Annotated in this window: 13 protein-coding genes, 1 tRNA gene and 3 rRNA genes; 16 read left to right on the top strand and 1 reads right to left on the bottom strand. The window is 46.4% G+C overall.

From position 1 onward, the window contains the following. Nucleotides 1–4: 4 nt before the first annotated feature. Entirely contained in the window at nucleotides 5–1261 is a 1257-nt protein-coding gene (locus tag MKY99_RS27735) for an MFS transporter (protein ID WP_339267434.1), read from the bottom strand. A 413-nt stretch (nucleotides 1262–1674) separates the two neighbouring features. Between MKY99_RS27735 and MKY99_RS27730 the strand changes: the two genes are divergently transcribed. The 16 genes from MKY99_RS27730 (at nucleotide 1675) to gltX (ending at nucleotide 20892) form a co-directional block, all read left to right on the top strand. Beyond that, a 16S ribosomal RNA gene (locus MKY99_RS27730) occupies nucleotides 1675–3232 on the top strand. A gap of 101 nt (nucleotides 3233–3333) precedes the next feature. Continuing rightward, nucleotides 3334–3409, top strand: a tRNA-Ala gene (locus MKY99_RS27725). Between the two features lie 181 nt (nucleotides 3410–3590). Next, nucleotides 3591–6519, top strand: a 23S ribosomal RNA gene (locus MKY99_RS27720). 146 nt (nucleotides 6520–6665) lie between these two features. Beyond that, nucleotides 6666–6782, top strand: a 5S ribosomal RNA gene (gene rrf, locus MKY99_RS27715). The 16S, 23S and 5S rRNA genes sit together here with 1 tRNA gene alongside, the layout of an rRNA operon. Nucleotides 6783–7202: 420 nt before the next feature. Next, nucleotides 7203–8375 (top strand): GNAT family N-acetyltransferase, encoded by a 1173-nt coding sequence (locus tag MKY99_RS27710; protein WP_339267432.1) that lies wholly within the window; start codon nucleotides 7203–7205, stop codon nucleotides 8373–8375. A 386-nt stretch (nucleotides 8376–8761) separates the two neighbouring features. Further along, entirely contained in the window at nucleotides 8762–9223 is a 462-nt protein-coding gene (locus MKY99_RS27705; RefSeq protein ID WP_042131251.1) for a CtsR family transcriptional regulator, read from the top strand. A gap of 30 nt (nucleotides 9224–9253) precedes the next feature. Next, a complete protein-coding gene (locus MKY99_RS27700; RefSeq protein WP_042192214.1) occupies nucleotides 9254–9778 on the top strand; it encodes a UvrB/UvrC motif-containing protein in 525 nt (174 codons plus the stop codon). A gap of 28 nt (nucleotides 9779–9806) precedes the next feature. Then, nucleotides 9807–10871 (top strand): protein arginine kinase, encoded by a 1065-nt coding sequence (locus MKY99_RS27695; protein WP_042131249.1) that lies wholly within the window; start codon nucleotides 9807–9809, stop codon nucleotides 10869–10871. A 35-nt stretch (nucleotides 10872–10906) separates the two neighbouring features. Continuing rightward, nucleotides 10907–13375 carry an ATP-dependent protease ATP-binding subunit ClpC gene (gene clpC, locus MKY99_RS27690; protein WP_042131248.1) on the top strand — a complete coding sequence of 823 codons (2469 nt, stop codon included), beginning with the start codon at nucleotides 10907–10909 and terminating at the stop codon, nucleotides 13373–13375. Nucleotides 13376–13567: 192 nt separating this feature from the next. Beyond that, a complete protein-coding gene (radA, locus tag MKY99_RS27685; protein WP_042131247.1) occupies nucleotides 13568–14935 on the top strand; it encodes a DNA repair protein RadA in 1368 nt (455 codons plus the stop codon). Nucleotides 14936–14949: 14 nt separating this feature from the next. Then, entirely contained in the window at nucleotides 14950–16026 is a 1077-nt protein-coding gene (disA, locus tag MKY99_RS27680) for a DNA integrity scanning diadenylate cyclase DisA (protein ID WP_042131246.1), read from the top strand. A gap of 64 nt (nucleotides 16027–16090) precedes the next feature. Further along, a complete protein-coding gene (gene pssA, locus MKY99_RS27675) occupies nucleotides 16091–16828 on the top strand; it encodes a CDP-diacylglycerol--serine O-phosphatidyltransferase (protein WP_042192208.1) in 738 nt (245 codons plus the stop codon). 179 nt (nucleotides 16829–17007) lie between these two features. Beyond that, the gene (locus tag MKY99_RS27670) at nucleotides 17008–18096 is read left to right on the top strand and encodes a PIN/TRAM domain-containing protein (protein WP_339267430.1); all 1089 of its coding nucleotides are present in this window, start codon (nucleotides 17008–17010) and stop codon (nucleotides 18094–18096) included. Nucleotides 18097–18191: 95 nt separating this feature from the next. Further along, entirely contained in the window at nucleotides 18192–18890 is a 699-nt protein-coding gene (gene ispD / locus MKY99_RS27665) for a 2-C-methyl-D-erythritol 4-phosphate cytidylyltransferase (RefSeq protein WP_042192206.1), read from the top strand. Next, nucleotides 18887–19375, top strand: a complete 489-nt coding sequence (gene ispF, locus MKY99_RS27660) for a 2-C-methyl-D-erythritol 2,4-cyclodiphosphate synthase (RefSeq protein ID WP_042192203.1) — start codon at nucleotides 18887–18889, stop codon at nucleotides 19373–19375. The genes ispD and ispF overlap by 4 nt, the downstream gene beginning before the upstream one ends. A 53-nt stretch (nucleotides 19376–19428) precedes the next feature. Then, on the top strand, nucleotides 19429–20892 hold the full coding sequence (gene gltX / locus MKY99_RS27655; RefSeq protein WP_339267428.1) for a glutamate--tRNA ligase: 1464 nt from the start codon (nucleotides 19429–19431) through the stop codon (nucleotides 20890–20892). The last annotated feature ends 173 nt before the right edge of the window (nucleotides 20893–21065 follow it).

Raw genomic sequence — 21065 nt, 5'->3', positions numbered from 1 at the left:
ATGTTTATTGAGCGGCCCATTCTTCTAGTTTCTCGTCTCTAGGAAGCAGGAGAGCAAGGAAACCCAAAAGAGGTAGGAATCCACAAGCTATAAATACTTTTGAAATTCCAATGCTGTCAATCAGATTGCCGAGTACCAAGGAGCCAATTCCTCCGAGCCCAAAAGCAAGACCAGTGATTAACCCTGAAACTGTTCCGATATTGCCTGGATAAAGCATCTGAGCATAGATTACAGTAACAGAGAAGCTGGACAAAAGGATGAAGCCGCCAATCAGTAAGAGTATAGCTGCCCACATTTGGTTCACGAAGGGTAGAGCCAGTGCGAAGGGCACTGTTCCGACCATAGAGAGAAGAATGAGATTACGCCGTCCGAAGCGGTCTGCCAGTGGGCCTCCAAAGAATGTACCGACAGCTCCAGCTGCCAGATACATGAAAATATAGATTTGGGCCTTATCAAGCGTCATTTGATATTTGTCCATTAAATAGAAAGCGTAGTAACTGCCGATAGAAGCGCCGTACCAAGATCTTACAAAGACTAGGAAAACGAGGATGATTGTTGCCGTTCGAATACTTTTGCGTCGGGCAGGATCGATTGCACGAGCTGTTGATTTTTTATGAAACGTATATCCCGCATCCAGCATCTCTCGATACCAGCGAGCGACATAGGTCTGGACGGCAATTCCGGCAGCCGCAACGATAGTGAAGCCAAGAGCGCCGATCTGCCCAAAGGGAATGAATATCCATTTCGTGAGCATTGGTCCTAAAGATTGTCCAGCATTGCCGCCGACTTGAAAAATAGATTGCGAAAGACCTTTCCGCTGACCGGCAGCCATATGAGCAACACGCATGCCTTCGGGATGAAAGGTAGCAGATCCGAAACCGATTAGCATGACGGAAAACAATACAAGGATATAGTTGTTGGCAAAAGCCAATAAAAGTACGCCTAAAAATGTGCTGCACATGCCTAATGGTAACAATATAGGACGTGGCTTACGATCAGCCGCATACCCAATGACTGGTTGGATAACGGAGGACGTCATGTTTAAGGCAAAGGAGATCCACCCGATCTGAGCGAAGGAGAGCATTAAGTTATCTTTGAGAATAGGAAAGATTGCAGGGATGACTGCCTGAATAGAATCGTTAAATAAATGAACAAAGCTGACAGCCAGCAAAATCTTATAGATTGTTGCTTGCTGCAGATTACGCTGCTCCTTGTCCTTGGTGTTTGTTTGGGTCGCAGCACTAGATGGATTGTTTTTCATTTAGACTCCTCTCGTACGTATCAATAGAAGTTAATATATGGGATTACGATAAATTCTATTTAGCCATAAATTAAGGATTATTGGAATCAATTTGTGTTGGTTTGTGCTAGTTTGAAAGTATTTATTCGTAGATTATTTTTATTTCAAAAAAAGCTTGCAAACATAAGAACAGCATGGTATATTATCTCTTGTGCTTATGACGCATCGAACAAATGAAACACAAACGATGAAAAAAATAAGTTGACAAGAAATACAACAACATGATATACTCTAATTCCTGTGCAAGAGACATTTGATGTCGAAATGCCGGGAGCAAGTTCTTTGAAAACTGAACAAATGGAACGCGTTAATTTTTAAAAGATTCATTTAATGAATCGTCAGTTTCAAAATGAGCATATCGCTCTTTTCAATACTAATTGGAGAGTTTGATCCTGGCTCAGGACGAACGCTGGCGGCGTGCCTAATACATGCAAGTCGAGCGGAGTTACTTTGAAAGCTTGCTTTCAAAGTAACTTAGCGGCGGACGGGTGAGTAACACGTAGGCAACCTGCCCCTTAGACTGGGATAACTACCGGAAACGGTAGCTAATACCGGATAATTTCTTTTTTCTCCTGAAGAAAGAATGAAAGACGGAGCAATCTGTCACTGAGGGATGGGCCTGCGGCGCATTAGCTAGTTGGTGGGGTAACGGCCCACCAAGGCGACGATGCGTAGCCGACCTGAGAGGGTGAACGGCCACACTGGGACTGAGACACGGCCCAGACTCCTACGGGAGGCAGCAGTAGGGAATCTTCCGCAATGGACGAAAGTCTGACGGAGCAACGCCGCGTGAGTGATGAAGGTTTTCGGATCGTAAAGCTCTGTTGCCAGGGAAGAACGTCCGGTAGAGTAACTGCTATCGGAGTGACGGTACCTGAGAAGAAAGCCCCGGCTAACTACGTGCCAGCAGCCGCGGTAATACGTAGGGGGCAAGCGTTGTCCGGAATTATTGGGCGTAAAGCGCGCGCAGGCGGTCATTTAAGTCTGGTGTTTAAACCTTGGGCTCAACCTGAGGTCGCACTGGAAACTGGGTGACTTGAGTACAGAAGAGGAAAGTGGAATTCCACGTGTAGCGGTGAAATGCGTAGATATGTGGAGGAACACCAGTGGCGAAGGCGACTTTCTGGGCTGTAACTGACGCTGAGGCGCGAAAGCGTGGGGAGCAAACAGGATTAGATACCCTGGTAGTCCACGCCGTAAACGATGAGTGCTAGGTGTTAGGGGTTTCGATACCCTTGGTGCCGAAGTTAACACAGTAAGCACTCCGCCTGGGGAGTACGGTCGCAAGACTGAAACTCAAAGGAATTGACGGGGACCCGCACAAGCAGTGGAGTATGTGGTTTAATTCGAAGCAACGCGAAGAACCTTACCAGGTCTTGACATCCCTCTGAATCCACTAGAGATAGTGGCGGCCTTCGGGACAGAGGAGACAGGTGGTGCATGGTTGTCGTCAGCTCGTGTCGTGAGATGTTGGGTTAAGTCCCGCAACGAGCGCAACCCTTAACTTTAGTTGCCAGCAAGTAATGTTGGGCACTCTAGAGTGACTGCCGGTGACAAACCGGAGGAAGGTGGGGATGACGTCAAATCATCATGCCCCTTATGACCTGGGCTACACACGTACTACAATGGCCGGTACAACGGGAAGCGAAACCGCGAGGTGAAGCCAATCCCATCAAAGCCGGTCTCAGTTCGGATTGCAGGCTGCAACTCGCCTGCATGAAGTCGGAATTGCTAGTAATCGCGGATCAGCATGCCGCGGTGAATACGTTCCCGGGTCTTGTACACACCGCCCGTCACACCACGAGAGTTTACAACACCCGAAGTCGGTGGGGTAACCCGCAAGGGAGCCAGCCGCCGAAGGTGGGGTAGATGATTGGGGTGAAGTCGTAACAAGGTAGCCGTATCGGAAGGTGCGGCTGGATCACCTCCTTTCTATGGAGAATCGTCTTCTGCAATGAAGACATTCAAATCGGAAGTTAAACTTCCGAAATCATTTAACGCGTATCCATTTGTTCGGTTTTGATGGAATTTGCGGGGCCATAGCTCAGCTGGGAGAGCGCCTGCCTTGCAAGCAGGAGGTCAGCGGTTCGATCCCGCTTGGCTCCACCAACAAACTTCATCTATTTGTTATGTCTAGAATATTTTTAAACTTGATCCTTGAAAACTGGATACCGAAACGAATTTGCGTTTTAGAACATCTTTTAGCTAAAACTTGTGTAAACAAGTACGTTAGTTATTAGCTGGAAGCGAAGATTTTCAATTGTGCGAACAAACGAAACATCGGAGCGAAGGTTAAGCTAATAAGAGCACACGGAGGATGCCTAGGCGCCAGGAGCCGACGAAGGACGTGGCGAACAACGAAACTGCCTCGGGGAGCTGTAAGCAAGCTTTGATCCGGGGGTGTCCGAATGGGGAAACCCAGCTGTGGTAATTCGCAGTTACTCATCTCTGAACACATAGGAGATGTAGAGGCAGACCAGGGGAACTGAAACATCTAAGTACCCTGAGGAAGAGAAAACAATAGTGATTCCGTCAGTAGCGGCGAGCGAACGCGGAACAGCCTAAACCTAAGAGCTTGCTCTTAGGGGTTGTGGGACGTCTCACATGGAGTTACAAAGGAATATGGTAGGTGAAGAGGTCTGGAAAGGCCCGCGATAGAGGTAAAAGCCCTGTAACCTAAACTGTGTTCTCTCCGAGACGGATCCCGAGTAGTGCGGGGCACGTGAAACCCCGTATGAATCCAGCAGGACCATCTGCTAAGGCTAAATACTACCTGGCGACCGATAGTGAAACAGTACCGTGAGGGAAAGGTGAAAAGCACCCCGGAAGGGGAGTGAAATAGAACCTGAAACCGTGTGCTTACAAAAAGTCAGAGCCCGATCTATGGGTGATGGCGTGCCTTTTGTAGAATGAACCGGCGAGTTACGTTTAACATGCAAGGTTAAGTCGAGAAGACGGAGCCGCAGCGAAAGCGAGTCTGAATAGGGCGATTGAGTATGTGGACGTAGACCCGAAACCGTGTGATCTACCCCTGTCCAGGGTGAAGGTGCGGTAACACGCACTGGAGGCCCGAACCCACGCATGTTGAAAAATGCGGGGATGAGGTGGGGGTAGCGGAGAAATTCCAATCGAACTCGGAGATAGCTGGTTCTCCCCGAAATAGCTTTAGGGCTAGCCTCGGTATAAGAGTAGTGGAGGTAGAGCACTGATTGGGTGCGGGGTCCGCAAGGATTACCAAGCTCAGTCAAACTCCGAATGCCATATACTTATTGCCGGGAGTCAGACAGTGAGTGCTAAGATCCATTGTCAAAAGGGAAACAGCCCAGACCATCAGCTAAGGTCCCCAAGTGTGTGTTAAGTGGGAAAGGATGTGGAGTTGCACAGACAACCAGGATGTTGGCTTAGAAGCAGCCACCATTGAAAGAGTGCGTAATAGCTCACTGGTCGAGTGACTCTGCGCCGAAAATGTAACGGGGCTAAACACACCACCGAAGCTATGGCTAGATACGTATGTATCTGGGGTAGGGGAGCGTTGTATGTGGGTTGAAGGTGTACCGTAAGGAGCGCTGGACAGCATACAAGTGAGAATGCCGGTATGAGTAACGAAAAGATCAGTGAGAATCTGATCCGCCGAAAGCCCAAGGTTTCCTGAGGAAGGCTCGTCCGCTCAGGGTAAGTCGGGACCTAAGGCGAGGCCGAAAGGCGTAGTCGAAGGACAACAGTTTGAAATTACTGTACCACCGTAATCCGCTATGAGCGATGGGGTGACGCAGGAGGGTAGTGACGCGGACTGATGGATATGTCCGTCTAAGCAGTGAGGCTGATGTGTAGGCAAATCCGCACATCGTTAAGGCTGGGCTGTGATGGGGAGCGAAAATTACAGTAGCGAAGGTCATGATCTCACACTGCCAAGAAAAGCCTCTAGCCAGGAGAAGGTGCCCGTACCGCAAACCGACACAGGTAGGCGAGAAGAGAATTCTAAGGCGCGCGGAAGAACTCTCGTTAAGGAACTCGGCAAAATGACCCCGTAACTTCGGGAGAAGGGGTGCCCCGGTAGTGTGAATAGCACGAGGGGGCCGCAGTGAAAAGGCCCAAGCGACTGTTTAGCAAAAACACAGGTCTGTGCGAAGCCGCAAGGCGAAGTATACGGGCTGACGCCTGCCCGGTGCTGGAAGGTTAAGGGGAGTGGTTAGGGGTAACCCGAAGCTATGAACCGAAGCCCCAGTAAACGGCGGCCGTAACTATAACGGTCCTAAGGTAGCGAAATTCCTTGTCAGGTAAATTCTGACCCGCACGAATGGCGTAACGACTTGGGCGCTGTCTCAACGAGAGATCCGGTGAAATTTTAATACCTGTGAAGATGCAGGTTACCCGCGACAAGACGGAAAGACCCCATGGAGCTTTACTGCAGCTTGATATTGAATTTGGGTACGATCTGTACAGGATAGGTGGGAGCCGTAGAAATCGGAGCGCAAGCTTCGGTGGAGGCGCCGTTGGGATACCACCCTGATCGTATCTAGGTTCTAACCTAGTACCCTTACCGGGTACGGGGACCGTGTCAGGCGGGCAGTTTGACTGGGGCGGTCGCCTCCTAAAGAGTAACGGAGGCGTTCCAAGGTTCCCTCAGAATGGTTGGAAATCATTCGAAGAGTGCAAAGGCATAAGGGAGCTTGACTGCGAGACCTACAAGTCGAGCAGGGACGAAAGTCGGACTTAGTGATCCGGTGGTACCGCATGGAAGGGCCATCGCTCAACGGATAAAAGCTACCCTGGGGATAACAGGCTTATCTCCCCCAAGAGTCCACATCGACGGGGAGGTTTGGCACCTCGATGTCGGCTCATCGCATCCTGGGGCTGAAGTAGGTCCCAAGGGTTGGGCTGTTCGCCCATTAAAGCGGTACGCGAGCTGGGTTCAGAACGTCGTGAGACAGTTCGGTCCCTATCTGTCGTGGGCGCAGGAAATTTGAGAGGAGCTGTCCTTAGTACGAGAGGACCGGGATGGACGTACCGCTGGTGCACCAGTTGTTTCGCCAGAAGCATGGCTGGGTAGCTACGTACGGACGGGATAAGCGCTGAAAGCATCTAAGCGTGAAGCCCCCCTCAAGATGAGATTTCCCAATTAGTAAGACCCCTTGAAGACGACGAGGTAGATAGGTTGGAGGTGGAAGTGCAGTAATGCATGGAGCTGACCAATACTAATCGGTCGAGGGCTTATCCTATACTTAAGACGCAAATTCAATTCGGATTCAGTTTTCAGGAATCAAGTTCTAAACCATATGGTCCTAGTGGCTGTATGTTGATGAATTTGTTGTCAGCATTTGGCGATGCTGAGACCTGAATAATGCATTTGTACCGCAAATGCCCGTTTGGTGGCGATAGCGGAGGGGTTCCACGCGTACCCATCCCGAACACGACCGTTAAGCCCTCCAGCGCCGATGGTACTTGGACCGAAGGGTCCTGGGAGAGTAGGACGTTGCCAAGCACAATTAGACCACTGTTGAGTAATCGACAGTGGCTTTTTTGCGTCTATTATAGGCTGTGGAAAACTTGTGGATAAACATTTGGATTTGCAGAAAAGTTACGCACATGTGGATAGATGATTGAAAGAGAAATAATCTCTAAATAGTGTGGATTTAATGCATATTTATATGGATCTGTCAACAGAAAACCTAAGTAATACACGGGTTGCTGTGGATATAACCGGGATTATGTGGATAGAGCTATTGATAAGTGGATAACTATTTTAACTTGGATGTGACAAGATTTCAAGACTATTTTTAAAACTGCATAGAGCTGTGGATAACTAAAAATAAAGTTATAAATAATGCAATAGATTAGCGTACAATTGACGCTCTTGTTATACTTATCCTAAAAGTAATTTTATAAAGGATGAGGTGAGTTTGTGGTAATAAGACAGTTACGTTCAGAAGAATTCGATGCAAGCATGAACTTGTCAGAATATGCTTTTCAGTACAAGCTTCCTAGTGAAAAAAGGGCAAGTGCTAAGGAAAGATTCAAGGCTGAACAGGTATGGGGTGCTTTTGAGGACGGAACATTGGAAGCTAAATTGACGATTATACCTTTCCAAGTCTACATACAGGGCAGAGTGGTACCTATGGGTGGTATAGCAGGAGTGGCTACATGGCCCGAGAACCGCAGACAAGGACATGTGGCAAATCTTTTGTCTCATGCGCTGCATACGATGAATGAGGCAGGTCAAACGCTCTCTTTTCTACACCCGTTCTTGATTCCGTTTTATCGTAAATTTGGCTGGGAGGTTTATTGTGAATATAAGAAATACTCTATTCCAGTAGCGAAGTTTCCCAAAAAGGTTGAAGTTGAGGGCAAGGTTAAACGGGACATCAAAGATATCGAAGTATTGGATAGCCTATACAATCGATTCGCTGTCAGTTATAACGGGACACTCAAGCGCGATTTGGACTGGTGGGAGAACTCTGTTCTAGATGATGAAGGAAAGAGTGCAGTATTTTACTCCAAGAGTGGTGAACCAGAGGGATATGTGCTGTATAAGGTAGAGAACAGAGAACTGGTCATTGATGAATTTGTTTTTTTGAATGAACAAGCTCGGCAGGGGCTGTGGACATTTCTTGCGAACCATGATTCGATGGTGACCGGTGCATCCTTAAAGCTGGTGCCTTCGGATGACATGTTACCTTTCTTGCTGCCAGATCCACGTATAGGACAAGAGAATTATCCTTATTTTATGGGGCGGATTGTTAATGCCAAGTCATTCATTGAAACTTACGCCTTCAGAGGAAATAGTAGTCAAAAGAAGCATCTAATATATATCGAAGATAAGTATGCACCTTGGAATCATGGGTTATGGGCATGGAATATCTCTAATGAGGGCTCGGCTACTTTGATAAGAGTAGAAGGGGAACGGGCGGAAGCAGACTTGAGCTGTGATATAGGTACTTTGACGGCCTTGATGCTTGGATACAAACGACCAACTGAGATGGCTCGTTATGGAAGTGTCTCTGGCCACGCAGCAGCACTGGAATGGTTTGAAGAAATTATTCCACAAGCACAGACAGCTTTATTTGATCATTTTTAAAATATAAGAAAGTATAAGTTTGATGCTATACATTATCCTTATATTTCTCGCATAAACGCTTATCGTCCTAATAAGGATACCGAAGGCGTTTATACTTGACAAAAATCAGGCTCTCCCCTTCGAAAGAAGTTGGGAGAGTTCTTTATTTCCGAATACATTCGCTGAAAAAAGTGAAAAATAAGAGAATCCACTTGGAATTAGCACAGAATATGTTATAATATTAAAAAGTCAAAGAAAGTCAAAGTCAACGAAGCTTAATGACAGCGATCCGATCCTCTGAACACGTGGGATTATCCACAAATGTTTAAGTTCAATTAAAGACCATTGTCATTATGAATGCAAGTTGCAATCGGTATTATTAAGATTTAAGCACTGGAGGATGAGTGATGCGCAATATCTCTGATATTATCGAACAATATCTGAAGAATATTTTGCATGAAAGTCCCGAAGGTACGGTGGAAATCCAGCGAAATGACCTGGCGGACCAGTTCTCATGCGTACCGTCACAGATCAATTATGTCATCAGTACACGCTTTACTCTAGAAAAAGGTTATGTGGTGGAAAGTAAGCGTGGTGGTGGGGGATATATTCGTATTCAACGTTTTGAATTACCGCCTAACGTGGCACTGCATGCCCATTTAAACCATACTATAGGTGGCGGGATTGATCAGAACGCTGCTGAAGGGCTGATTTATCAGCTGGAGGAAGCTGGTTTTCTAAGTAAGCGTGAAGCGTGCCTTATGCGCGCTGCTGTTTCTCGGGAATGCCTAACGGTTAAGATTCCATACCGGGATGAGATTCGTGCCAAGATTATGAAGGCGATGTTAATCTCTTTGTTAGGCAAATAATTGTCAACCATAAGGGAGGGGCTTTCGCTTATGCAATGCCAGGAATGTGGCGTCAAGCCGGCAACACTCCACTTCACTAAGATCGTGAATGGAGAGAAGACGGAGTTTCATATTTGCGAGAGCTGTGCACGGGAGAAGGGTGAACTCATTCCCGGAACGGCTGGAGGATTCTCCATCCACAGTCTGCTCTCAGGTCTGCTTGATCTTGAAGGTGCCGGCAAGGAGAAGTCCGCTGCAACGAAGACAACGCAGAGTCTGCAATGTGAGAATTGTGGGATGACGTACTCCCAGTTTAGCAAATTAGGCCGTTTTGGCTGTAGCTCCTGTTATGAATATTTTAACAGCGCACTGGACCCGCTTTTTAAGCGAGTGCATGGCAGTACTTCACATGTAGGTAAGATTCCGAAACGTGCAGGAGCTCAGATTGTGTTTAGACGCCAAATTGATGAACTCAAGCAGGAATTACAGCAAAGTATTACACAAGAAGAATTCGAGAAAGCAGCGGAGCTGCGAGATCAGATTCGTAAACTTGAAAAAGAAATAGCACAAGAGTAAAGTCTTTGATATATAGGGGGGATATGACATGTCAAGTCTCCGATTTACTGAACAAGCGCTTAGTGATTGGATGCGTTCTGGAGGTAGTCATTCCGAGATTGTAATTAGCAGTCGTATGCGTATTGCCCGTAATCTAGAGCATCTTCCGTTCCCAATGCTGGCTTCCTTAGAGCAATCGGAAGAAGTATTAGAGCTACTGGCTCCTGTGTTTCATGAGGAAGCAGCTGCAGATTTCGGATCTTTTCAACTCCTAAAGCTTGATGAAGTGAATGAACTGGACAAAAAGGTACTGGTAGAGAAGCATCTAATCAGTCCTAACTTGGCTAATGATTCGCGCAGTGCGGCTGTCTTATTAAATGAAGATGAGTCGGTCAGTATCATGATTAACGAAGAGGACCATCTGCGAATCCAATGTCTGTTTCCTGGTCTTCAGGTCAGAGAAGCATGGGAACGTGCGACGGCGATCGATGACATATTCGAGGCAGCTGTTAATTACGCTTTTGATGATAAAAGAGGATATTTGACTAGTTGTCCCACCAATGTTGGTACGGGGCTTCGTGCCTCGGTAATGCTGCATCTACCAGCGCTTGTAATGACTCATCAGATTAATCGCATCTTGTCTGCAGTGAACCAAGTGGGATTGACTGTAAGAGGAATTTACGGTGAGGGTAGCGAAGCAGTAGGGAACATCTTTCAAATTTCTAATCAAATCACCCTCGGTCAAACGGAAAGTGAAATTATAGAGAACCTTCACAGTGTAGTTACCCAGATTATTGAGCATGAGCGAAATGCACGTGAACGGTTGCTTGTTGATTCCGCCCTGAGAATAACAGACCGAGTGAAGCGTTCTTACGGAATTTTATGTTATGCAGCTCTTATGGAGCTTAAAGAATCTGCTCAACGCCTATCTGATGTGAGACTTGGGGTTGACCTTGGCATTCTGGAAGGTCTTTCGATTTCAGTGCTTAATGAACTTAACGTTAAGACACAGCCAGGATTTCTGCAAAAGATGTTCGGCGATGAGCTGAACGCTACTGAACGAGATATGTATCGGGCAAAACTGCTCCGAGAAACACTGGGAACACAACATTAATATAGATATTTATTATTCATGGAGGTGCAGGAGATATGATGTTTGGAAGATTTACGGAACGCGCACAAAAAGTGCTAGCGCTGGCGCAGGAAGAAGCTGTTCGTTTAGGACACAACAATATTGGTACAGAACATATTTTGCTCGGACTTATTCGTGAAGGAGACGGCATTGCTGCTAAGGCATTAATAGCTTTAGGGCTAGGTCTTGAAAAAATCCAGGACGAAGTGGAGACACTGATTGGCAGAGGTCAAGAACAGCCTACGAACATTGCTTATACTCCTCGCGCTAAAAAAGTGATTGAGCTGTCGATGGACGAAGCCCGCAAATTGGGTCATACGTATGTTGGCACTGAGCATATTTTGCTTGGACTTATCCGTGAAGGGGAAGGTGTCGCGGCTCGTGTGCTTAATAACCTCGGCATCAGCTTGAACAAAGCTCGTCAACAAGTTCTTCAGCTCCTGGGAAGCAGCGAGGCTGCCTCTAGTCATAGCGGGACTCCGGCTAACGTCAGCACACCGACCCTGGATGGTCTTGCGCGCGATTTGACCGCTTATGCTAAGGAAGGTAATCTAGACCCAGTTATCGGCCGTAGTAAGGAAATTGAACGTGTTATTCAGGTACTGAGTCGTCGGACTAAGAATAACCCGGTACTGATCGGTGAACCTGGTGTTGGTAAAACAGCCATCGCTGAAGGACTTGCACAAAAGATTATCAATAATGAAATCCCAGAAACACTTCGCGACAAACGCGTCATGACTCTCGACATGGGCTCAGTAGTGGCTGGAACAAAATATCGCGGTGAGTTTGAAGACCGCCTCAAGAAAATTATGGATGAGATTCGTCAAGCAGGTAATATCGTGCTCTTTATCGATGAGCTTCATACGCTGATCGGTGCTGGTGGCGCGGAAGGTGCGATTGACGCATCTAACATTCTGAAACCGGCGTTAGCCCGTGGAGAACTTCAGTGCATTGGTGCAACTACGCTTGACGAATATCGTAAATATATTGAAAAAGATGCAGCATTGGAGCGTCGTTTCCAACCGATTACGGTGGATCAGCCATCTCCAGAAGAAGCGGTCCAAATTCTGTTCGGACTTCGCGATCGTTATGAAGCGCATCACCGTGTGAAGATTACGGATGAAGCTATAGTGGAAGCAGTGAAGTTGTCCGATCGTTACATCCCGGATCGTTTCCTGCCAGATAAAGCGATTGACCTTATCGATGAAGCAGGATCTAAAGTAAGGCTTCACTCTTACACCATCCCGCCAAATCTGAAGGAACTTGAGATGCGCTTGGATGATATCCGTAAAGAGAAGGATTCCGCAGTGCAGAGTCAAGAGTTTGAAAAAGCGGCAGCCTTGCGTGATACAGAGCAAAAAATCCGTGAAGAGCTTGATACGACTAAGAATCAATGGAAAGAAAAACAGGGTCGCACGGATTCAGAGGTTACACCTGAAGACATCGCACAGGTTGTAGCTAGCTGGACGGGTATACCTGTAAGCAAGCTGAAGGAAGAGGAGACCGACCGTCTACTTAACATGGAGGCTTTACTGCATGAACGAGTGATCGGTCAGGATGAAGCTGTTAAGGCAGTTAGCCGGGCACTACGCCGTGCGCGTGCGGGTCTTAAAGATCCGAAACGTCCAATGGGTTCCTTTATCTTCCTCGGTCCTACTGGTGTAGGTAAAACTGAGTTGGCTCGTGCATTGGCTGAAGCCATGTTCGGCGATGAGAATGCGGTCATTCGTATTGATATGTCGGAATACATGGAGAAGCACTCCACGTCCCGCTTAGTCGGAGCCCCTCCTGGATATGTAGGCTATGAAGAAGGTGGCCAATTAACCGAGAAGGTACGCCGTAAACCTTATTCTGTAGTGCTGCTTGATGAAATTGAAAAAGCGCACCCAGAAGTATTCAATATTCTGCTGCAAGTTCTTGAAGACGGTCGTTTAACTGACTCTAAAGGACGGGTAGTCGATTTCCGTAATACATTAATTATTCTGACTTCTAACGTAGGCGCACAAGCGATCAAGAAGAATTCGACACTTGGATTCACAGCTGTGCAAGATGCTGGAGCAGAATACGGTAATATGAAGGGCAAGGTTATGGAAGAGCTTAAGAAGAGCTTCCGTCCTGAGTTCTTGAACCGGATTGACGAAATCATCGTCTTCCATTCCCTCGATGAGAAGCATATTGCTGAAATCGTTACATTGATGTCTGATGAGCTGCGCAAGCGGCTGCGTGAATATGATGTTGATTTCGTGCTCACGGATGCGGCGAAAGCTTTCCTGGCTAAGGAAGGTTACGACCCAGCCTTTGGTGCACGTCCATTGCGTCGTGCGATTCAGAAGCATATTGAAGACCGTCTTTCCGAGGAATTGTTGAGAGGAAATATCCAAAAGGGTGATTCGCTCAACATTGATGAAGTTGGCGGAGAACTTGTAGTGAATAAAGTGGATGCTCCTGTAGCGCCATTGCTTGAAAAAGAAGTAGAATCCGAATAAAAAAACGGAATAAAAAAAGCTTCCGCTCCTCAGTTTATAGAGGGGCGGAAGCTTTTTTAATATAAATTTATCACTTAAAAATATACATTTAGTACAAATTCCGAATGACCTTTCGTTAAAGGGGCAGAAATGGTAAACTTTCATTAGAAGAAAATATCCGCAATTTAAAAGTTCGGACCGTAAGGAGAACAAATGGCTAAACCAAAAACTAAATTTTTTTGCACCGATTGTGGATACGAATCGCCAAAATGGTTCGGAAAATGTCCCGGGTGCCAAGCTTGGAACTCCATGGTGGAGGAAACGGAAAGCGTAGTCAAAACACAGGGAATGAATGCCCCTATTTTTCATAGTAAAGAAAAGGCACAATCGATCATAAGTATAGAAAGTGACAAGGAACCGCGCATACTGACAGGTATAGGTGAGCTTAACCGTGTTCTCGGTGGGGGGATCGTACCAGGATCGCTGGTACTAGTAGGGGGAGACCCAGGAATCGGTAAATCTACGCTCTTATTACAGACGTCGCATGCTCTGACAACTCAGGGATTGCGAGTGCTGTACATTTCGGGCGAAGAATCGGTAAGGCAAACAAAACTACGTGCGGATCGCCTCGGTGCGTTGTCAGCTGAGCTATATGTACTATGTGAGACGAATATGGAAAGCATAGAAGAAGCGATTGAACAAATTCAGCCGCAATTTCTTGTTATCGATTCGATTCAGACTGTATTTATGCCAGAAGTAACTAGTGCGCCAGGCAGTGTGACCCAGGTTCGGGAATGTACGACAAGATTTATGCGTATCGCTAAGATTCGGGGAATTGCTACAGTTCTCGTTGGGCATGTCACCAAGGAAGGCGCTATTGCAGGCCCACGGATGCTTGAACATATGGTGGATTGTGTGCTGTATTTTGAGGGAGAGCGGCATCATACGTATAGACTCCTGCGGGCTGTAAAGAACCGCTTCGGTTCAACGAATGAAATCGGCATTTTCGAAATGGGTGAAGTGGGTCTAACAGAAGTAGAAAATCCATCGGAGCTCTTCTTATCTGAGCGTCCACTCGGTGTAGCCGGATCTACAGTCGTGGCTAGTATGGAAGGGACTAGACCGGTGCTTGTTGAGCTTCAGGCTCTTATCGCTGCCACTCATTTCCCCTCCCCACGCCGGGTGTGCACAGGTATGGATCACCAGCGGATGGCACTCATTATCGCTGTACTTGAGAAGCGGATGGGCATGTTCCTGCAAAATCAGGATGCATACCTTAATGTTGCTGGAGGAGTGAAGCTGGATGAACCGGCGATTGATTTAGCAGTAGCTGTTAGTATCGCTTCCAGCTTTCGTGATATTTCAACAAAACCTTACGATGTTTTCTTCGGTGAAGTAGGACTTACAGGTGAAGTAAGAGGTGTTTCACGCGCGGAAATGCGTGTGAAGGAGGCCGCGAAGCTAGGCTTCCGGCGGGTGATCATGCCAGAGAAAAGTTTGAAGGGCTGGAAGCACCCGCAAGATATCCAGATTATTGGCGTCAGTACCGTAGCAGATGCACTATCGGTCGCGTTAGATTAGGGGGCACAGGGATTATGAAAGAATATAACCAATTAGAGAATATGAATGATCTGCTCAGACTGGCGGCACCGGGGACACCCTTTCGGGAAGGTCTTGAGAATGTGCTGCGCGCTAAGACGGGAGCACTAATCGTCGTTGGGTATAGTCCTGAGGTGATGGAGGTAGTGGATGGAGGATTCTCCATTAACTGCGATTTTTCACCCAATTATTTATATGAGCTCGCCAAAATGGACGGTGCCATTATTCTTAGTGAGGATTTGAAACGAATTTTGTATGCAAATACACAGCTAATTCCGGATTCGTCCATCTCTTCAATCGAGACAGGCATTCGTCACCGGACCGCCGAGCGCGTAGCGAAGCAAACAGGTAAACTGGTTGTTTCTATTTCACAGCGCCGCAATATCATTACCCTGTATCAAGGTTCCATTCGGTATGCGTTAAAAGAAATCGGAGCTATTTTGGCTAAAGCTAATCAAGCGATTCAGACCCTCGAAAAGTACAAAGCGGTTCTTACACAAGGACTGACGAATTTGTCTGCTTCGGAGTATGAGGGAATCGTCACCGTAGCTGAAGTGGTCGGAGTGATTCAGCGGGTAGAGATGGTTCTACGCATAAAAATGGAGATCAAACGATATATAAATGAACTAGGCAATGAAGGACGCTTAATCAGCATGCAGATGGAAGAACTGGTTGGAAATACAGAGGAAGAAGCATGGCTCCTATACAGAGACTATGCTAAGGAAGAGCAAGAAGATAAAATTCGTGAAATTATTGCCGGTCTCAAACGTATTAGTGATGATGACCTAATGGATGACAACCATATTGCTCGATTGCTGGGCTACTCTTCTACGGCAATTTCTTCCGAAGAGGTGGTTACTCCGCGTGGATATCGTCTGCTCAATAAGATTCCGCGGCTTCCAAATGTGATCATTCATAATCTGGTGGAGCGGTTTGAAATGCTGCCTAATTTGATGTCTGCAAGCATAGCTGAACTGGATGAAGTGGACGGAATTGGGGAGGTGCGGGCTCGTAATATTCAGGATGGGCTCAAACGTTTACAGAAGCAAGTTCTTATTGACAGGCAAATGTAAATAACATACAATCACGTAATATTGGAGCTGTTTAAGGCCAATGTGAGAAAATTGAGGTGAAGAAATGATACAAAAATCAATTCCGAGTCTTTTTACCATAGGTAACTTGATGCTCGGAATGTTTGGTATCATGATGGCGTTTGACGGTAAAGTTAGCATGGCCGCTATCATGGTTATTATTGCTATGCTGTTAGACGGATTGGATGGCCGAGTTGCTCGTGCACTTAAATGTGAGAGTGAATTTGGTAAGGAACTGGACTCTTTGTCTGATGTCGTTTCTTTTGGAGTAGCACCGGCTGTTATTATGTACGTCTCAAGCCTGCATGATTTAAATTCTGCATTAGCCTGGACAGTAACTGCAATTTTCCCGGTGTTTGGTGCATTGCGCCTAGCTCGCTTTAATGTTCATCCAGGGGTTCCTGGTTATTTCATCGGATTGCCAATTCCTGCTGCTGGTGGTGTACTTGCCACATTAGCTCTTTTTAATAAAGATGTTTCTGCTCCATTTATGATCGTGGCTACATTGCTCTTATCATATTTGATGGTCAGCACTGTTAAATATCCTAATTTTAAGAAGGTTGGATTACCTAAAAAAGTGGTTGTCGGAGCGCCAGTAGTCATTGTTGTTGCCGTGGCTGTTGCTGTTGTGTTCCCTGAACAAATTGCTAAGCTAATCTTCGTCTTACTTGGGATTTACGCGTTATATGGTTTTAAACAAAACATCGATCGATTGACAGCCAGACGCCGTCACCGTCGTAGAAGACGTTCTGAAGATAAAGTGTATCACTCGAAGAACGGTTAAAGCAGTCTTGTAGTAAGGTTGAACTAATATAATTATAGCTAGAGGCTTTGTCGTCCTTAGGGGATGGCAAAGCCTTTTTGCAATTCCAGCGCTACCCCAAGTTTATCGTCTTGAAAATTGGAACATACTGGTGAGGTATAGATCATTCAAGGATGAATAAAAAGGAGGTGCGTTAGGTTATGTGGAAAAAAGTGATATTGTCTTTTGCTTTAATATGTGGTGCTTGGTCTGGTTTTTCGCTATACCATGCGCTTGAAAAAGGATTCCCCAAGGGGATGGAAAAGCTGAGTGAAAGTTTACCTGTAGAAGGAAGCATTTTATTTACGGTGCTGGGTGCCATTATTTTTTTGTTTGCGGGGTCTTTATGCGCGGAATGGGGAGGTTCAAAACTGCGGGAGGCGGTTCTGTACTGTTCGCGTATACCAATGAATGAATTGGCTGCAGGTGCAGCTGGGCTTACAGGAGGGCTTTTGCTATCTCTTCTGTTATATCCTGCTATGATTTGGCTTGGAAAAGCTGGGCAGTTGCTTCAGGTACCCGTTACGTTAGCTTTTGGATATATGGGGCTGCGGATCGGTCTGGAGAAAAAAGAGGAACTAGCTGCACTTTGGACAACTGGACGCTGGGGGCAAGCGGCTGAACCGGAAGGTCGTGGCCTGGAGGAGCATAAAATCCTCGATACAAGCGTTATTATTGATGGTCGGATCGCCGACATTTGCAAAACTGGATTTATTGAGGGAACGATTGTCATACCGGAATTCGTACTTGAGGAGCTCCAGCATATCGCAGATTCTTCCGATCTACTGAAACGTAATCGCGGACGGCGGGGACTTGATATTCTCAATAAAATCCAAAAAGAGCTCGATGTGAAGGTATTAATCTACGAGGGAGATTTTGAAGAAATCTCTGAGGTGGATAGTAAGCTGGTGAAGTTAGCGAAGGTACTGCGAGGTAAAGTAGTTACCAATGACTTTAACTTGAATAAGGTTTGCGAATTACAAGGAGTCTCAGTCCTGAATATTAATGATCTTGCGAATGCCGTGAAGCCCGTAGTGTTGCCTGGTGAGGAAATCGTAGTTCAGGTCATTAAGGATGGCAAAGAGCATGGACAAGGCGTAGCCTATTTAGACGATGGAACAATGATCGTTGTGGAAGGCGGACGGGAATATATCGGAACTACGATGGAGGTTCTCGTCACGAGTGTGCTTCAAACTTCAGCTGGACGGATGATATTTGCGAAGCCAAAGCTCTTGGAAAAAGCACAATAAGCGTAGATAAAGTACACGGCAAATGTCCTATGGGTTGGAAATGCCCGCCAAACACGTTATGATGGGAATATACGTGAAAGACAGGAGCCTGAGTAATGTCAAACAGTGTGGGCGTCGTCATTGTGGCGGCAGGCAGAGGAACGCGAATGGGGACTGTAGAGAGCAAGCAATATCTGTTACTGCAGGGGAAACCAATCATCGTTCATACGCTGGAAGTATTTCAGCAGCACGAATTGATTTCTGAAATCGTGCTCGTAACCGGTAAGGAAGATATTGAGCGCTGCCGGGAATGGATACAGCTCTATAAGCTGGACAAGGTTAAGGCTATAGTACCTGGTGGATCTGAGCGTCAGCATTCCGTACATAAAGGATTGTTGAAACTTACGACACAGTGGGTAATGGTACATGATGGTGTTCGTCCGTTTGTGCAGCCGAATGAAATTGAGGCATGTTATGAGCGAGCGAAGCAGATCGGTGCTTCAGTTCTTGCTGTACCAGTCAAAGATACGATCAAACAGGTAGATAACGAAGGCAAAGTACTGTCTACGCCGGATCGGCGAAGTCTGTGGGCGATTCAAACCCCGCAGACTTTTCGTCTTTCTGAATTGCTGGATGCCTATGCGGCCGCGGAGCGGGATGGATTTCTAGGTACTGATGATTCCAGCTTGGCAGAGCGTGCTGGTATTCCGGTTTCTGTGGTAGAGGGAAGCTACAGAAATATTAAGATTACGACGCCAGATGATTTGGATTTTGCAGAATTCACAGAAAGAAACAGGGGAGAGGGACAATCATGATCGCTGTAGGACAAGGGTTTGATGTACATCAACTGGTTGAGGGAAGGCCTTGTATTATTGGAGGCGTTACAATTCCTTATGAAAAAGGATTAGTAGGACATTCCGATGCCGATGTGCTGCTGCACGCAGTAAGTGACGCGATTCTAGGCGCACTAGGACTTGGTGATATTGGCAGACATTTTCCGGACACAGATCCAGCGTTTAAGGACGCGGATAGCTTGAAATTATTAGAACAAGTTTGGGCACTTGCTAGCGAGCGAGGTTATAAGCTTGGAAATATCGATTCAACGATTATTGCCCAAAAACCAAAGATGGCGCCATACATTCCACAAATGACGGAGATTATCGCTCGTGCGCTTCACGCGGACCCGTCCAAGGTGAACGTTAAAGCTACGACTACTGAACAGCTTGGTTTTGCCGGTCGTGGTGAAGGAATTGCCGCACAATCTATTGTCTGTCTACTCCAAGATGTGATATCATCTTGAGATGGTCTAAGTAGCAAATCTAAGTTTTAACCATATGAAGCGGAGGGAATATAATGACGGATCAAGTCCGGGTGCGTTACGCACCGAGCCCTACGGGACATTTACATATAGGTAACGCCAGAACGGCGCTGTTTAACTATCTGTTCGCCCGTAATAAAGGCGGTAAATTCATTATCAGAATTGAAGATACAGACGTGAAGCGCAATGTCGCAGGCGGCGAAGAGAGCCAGCTTAAGTATTTGAAATGGCTAGGCATGGATTGGGATGAGAGTGTTGATGTTGGCGGAGAGTACGGACCTTACCGCCAGACTGAACGTCTTGACCTATATCGTGTATATTGGCAGGATTTGCTGGACAAAGGTTTAGCTTACCGCTGCTACTGCACAGAGGAAGAACTGGAAGCAGAACGTGAAGAACAGACTGCACGTGGAGAAACCCCTCGTTATTCCGGCAAACACCGTGATTTGACGGAAGAACAACGCCTTGCCTTTGAAGCTGAGGGACGAGTAGCTAGCATTCGCTTCCGTGTACCAGAAGATCGTACGTACACGTTCGATGATATCGTAAAAGGTACTATTTCTTTTGATACGAAAGAAATGGGTGATTTTGTTATCGTGAAGAAGGACGGAATTCCGACCTATAACTTTGCGGTAGCTGTTGATGATTATTTGATGGCTATCACCCATGTACTACGTGGGGAAGATCATATTTCCAACACACCACGTCAGCTAATGATCTATGAGGCTCTTGGTTGGAAACCCCCAATATTTGGTCATATGACACTGATTGTCGGTGACAACCATAAGAAGCTTAGCAAGCGGGATCAATCTGTAATTACATTTATTGAGCAATATGATGAATTGGGTTACTTGCCTGAGGCTTTGGTTAACTTCATTTCTCTACTGGGCTGGTCGCCAGAGGGAGAAGAGGAGATCTTCAGTAAAGAAGAACTTATTTCTATTTTTGATGCGGACCGTTTGTCCAAAAGTCCGGCTGTATTCGATAAGCACAAGCTGGCGCATCTAAATAATCACTATATTAAGCATGCTGATCCTAAACGGATCTCGGCATTAGCGATTCCACATCTGCAAAAAGCGGGGAAAATACCGGCTGAGCTGAATGATGAGCAGCAGGCATGGGCAGAAAGCCTTGTAGCACTGTATCAAGAGCAGATGAACTCTGCCTCCGATATCGTAGAGCTATCTGAACTATTCTTCCGCAGCCATCTGGAGTTAGAAACAGAAGCGGCGCAGGTTCTGGCGGAAAGCCAAGTGCCTGAAGTCTTGTCTGCTTTCCTAGCTAAGGTTGAAGCTTGTCAGGATTTCAGTGCTAGTAATATGGCTGTACTGATTAAGGAAGTGCAGAAAGAAACAGGGCACAAAGGCAAAGCGCTCTTTATGCCGATACGTGTGGCTTTGACCGGACAAACGCACGGACGTGATCTTAATATAACGATTGCTTTGCTCGGCCAAAACCGTGTCATCGAACGTTTGAAATCACAAATTAAAGGAGCTTAAGGTAGTATTACTTATCATTAAGCCTCTTGTCAGTCCCTTATCTTTTACGCTAAGATAGAACCATATGATAATAGCTGTGATCAGGAGAAGTACGTCCATAAAGGCAATTGCCAGAGAGAATAACCGAGAAAGGGATACCCTTTCGGGCTGGGAGTTATTCATTTGTCCGGGGC

The organism is Paenibacillus sp. FSL R5-0470, from assembly GCF_037975205.1.
In the GTDB taxonomy this organism is placed as follows: Bacteria; Bacillota; Bacilli; order Paenibacillales; family Paenibacillaceae; genus Paenibacillus_AQ.
This window is presented reverse-complemented; position numbering and strand designations above follow the sequence as displayed.

Coding starts and splice junctions, on each gene's coding strand:
- MKY99_RS27700 (WP_042192214.1), top strand. CDS start 9,254: ATGCAATGCCAGGAATGTGGCGTCAAGCCGGCAACACTCCACTTCACT.
- gltX (WP_339267428.1), top strand. CDS start 19,429: ATGACGGATCAAGTCCGGGTGCGTTACGCACCGAGCCCTACGGGACAT.
- ispD (WP_042192206.1), top strand. CDS start 18,192: ATGTCAAACAGTGTGGGCGTCGTCATTGTGGCGGCAGGCAGAGGAACG.
- MKY99_RS27705 (WP_042131251.1), top strand. CDS start 8,762: ATGCGCAATATCTCTGATATTATCGAACAATATCTGAAGAATATTTTG.
- pssA (WP_042192208.1), top strand. CDS start 16,091: ATGATACAAAAATCAATTCCGAGTCTTTTTACCATAGGTAACTTGATG.
- radA (WP_042131247.1), top strand. CDS start 13,568: ATGGCTAAACCAAAAACTAAATTTTTTTGCACCGATTGTGGATACGAA.
- ispF (WP_042192203.1), top strand. CDS start 18,887: ATGATCGCTGTAGGACAAGGGTTTGATGTACATCAACTGGTTGAGGGA.
- MKY99_RS27695 (WP_042131249.1), top strand. CDS start 9,807: ATGTCAAGTCTCCGATTTACTGAACAAGCGCTTAGTGATTGGATGCGT.
- disA (WP_042131246.1), top strand. CDS start 14,950: ATGAAAGAATATAACCAATTAGAGAATATGAATGATCTGCTCAGACTG.
- MKY99_RS27670 (WP_339267430.1), top strand. CDS start 17,008: ATGTGGAAAAAAGTGATATTGTCTTTTGCTTTAATATGTGGTGCTTGG.
- MKY99_RS27735 (WP_339267434.1), bottom strand. CDS start 1,261: ATGAAAAACAATCCATCTAGTGCTGCGACCCAAACAAACACCAAGGAC.
- clpC (WP_042131248.1), top strand. CDS start 10,907: ATGATGTTTGGAAGATTTACGGAACGCGCACAAAAAGTGCTAGCGCTG.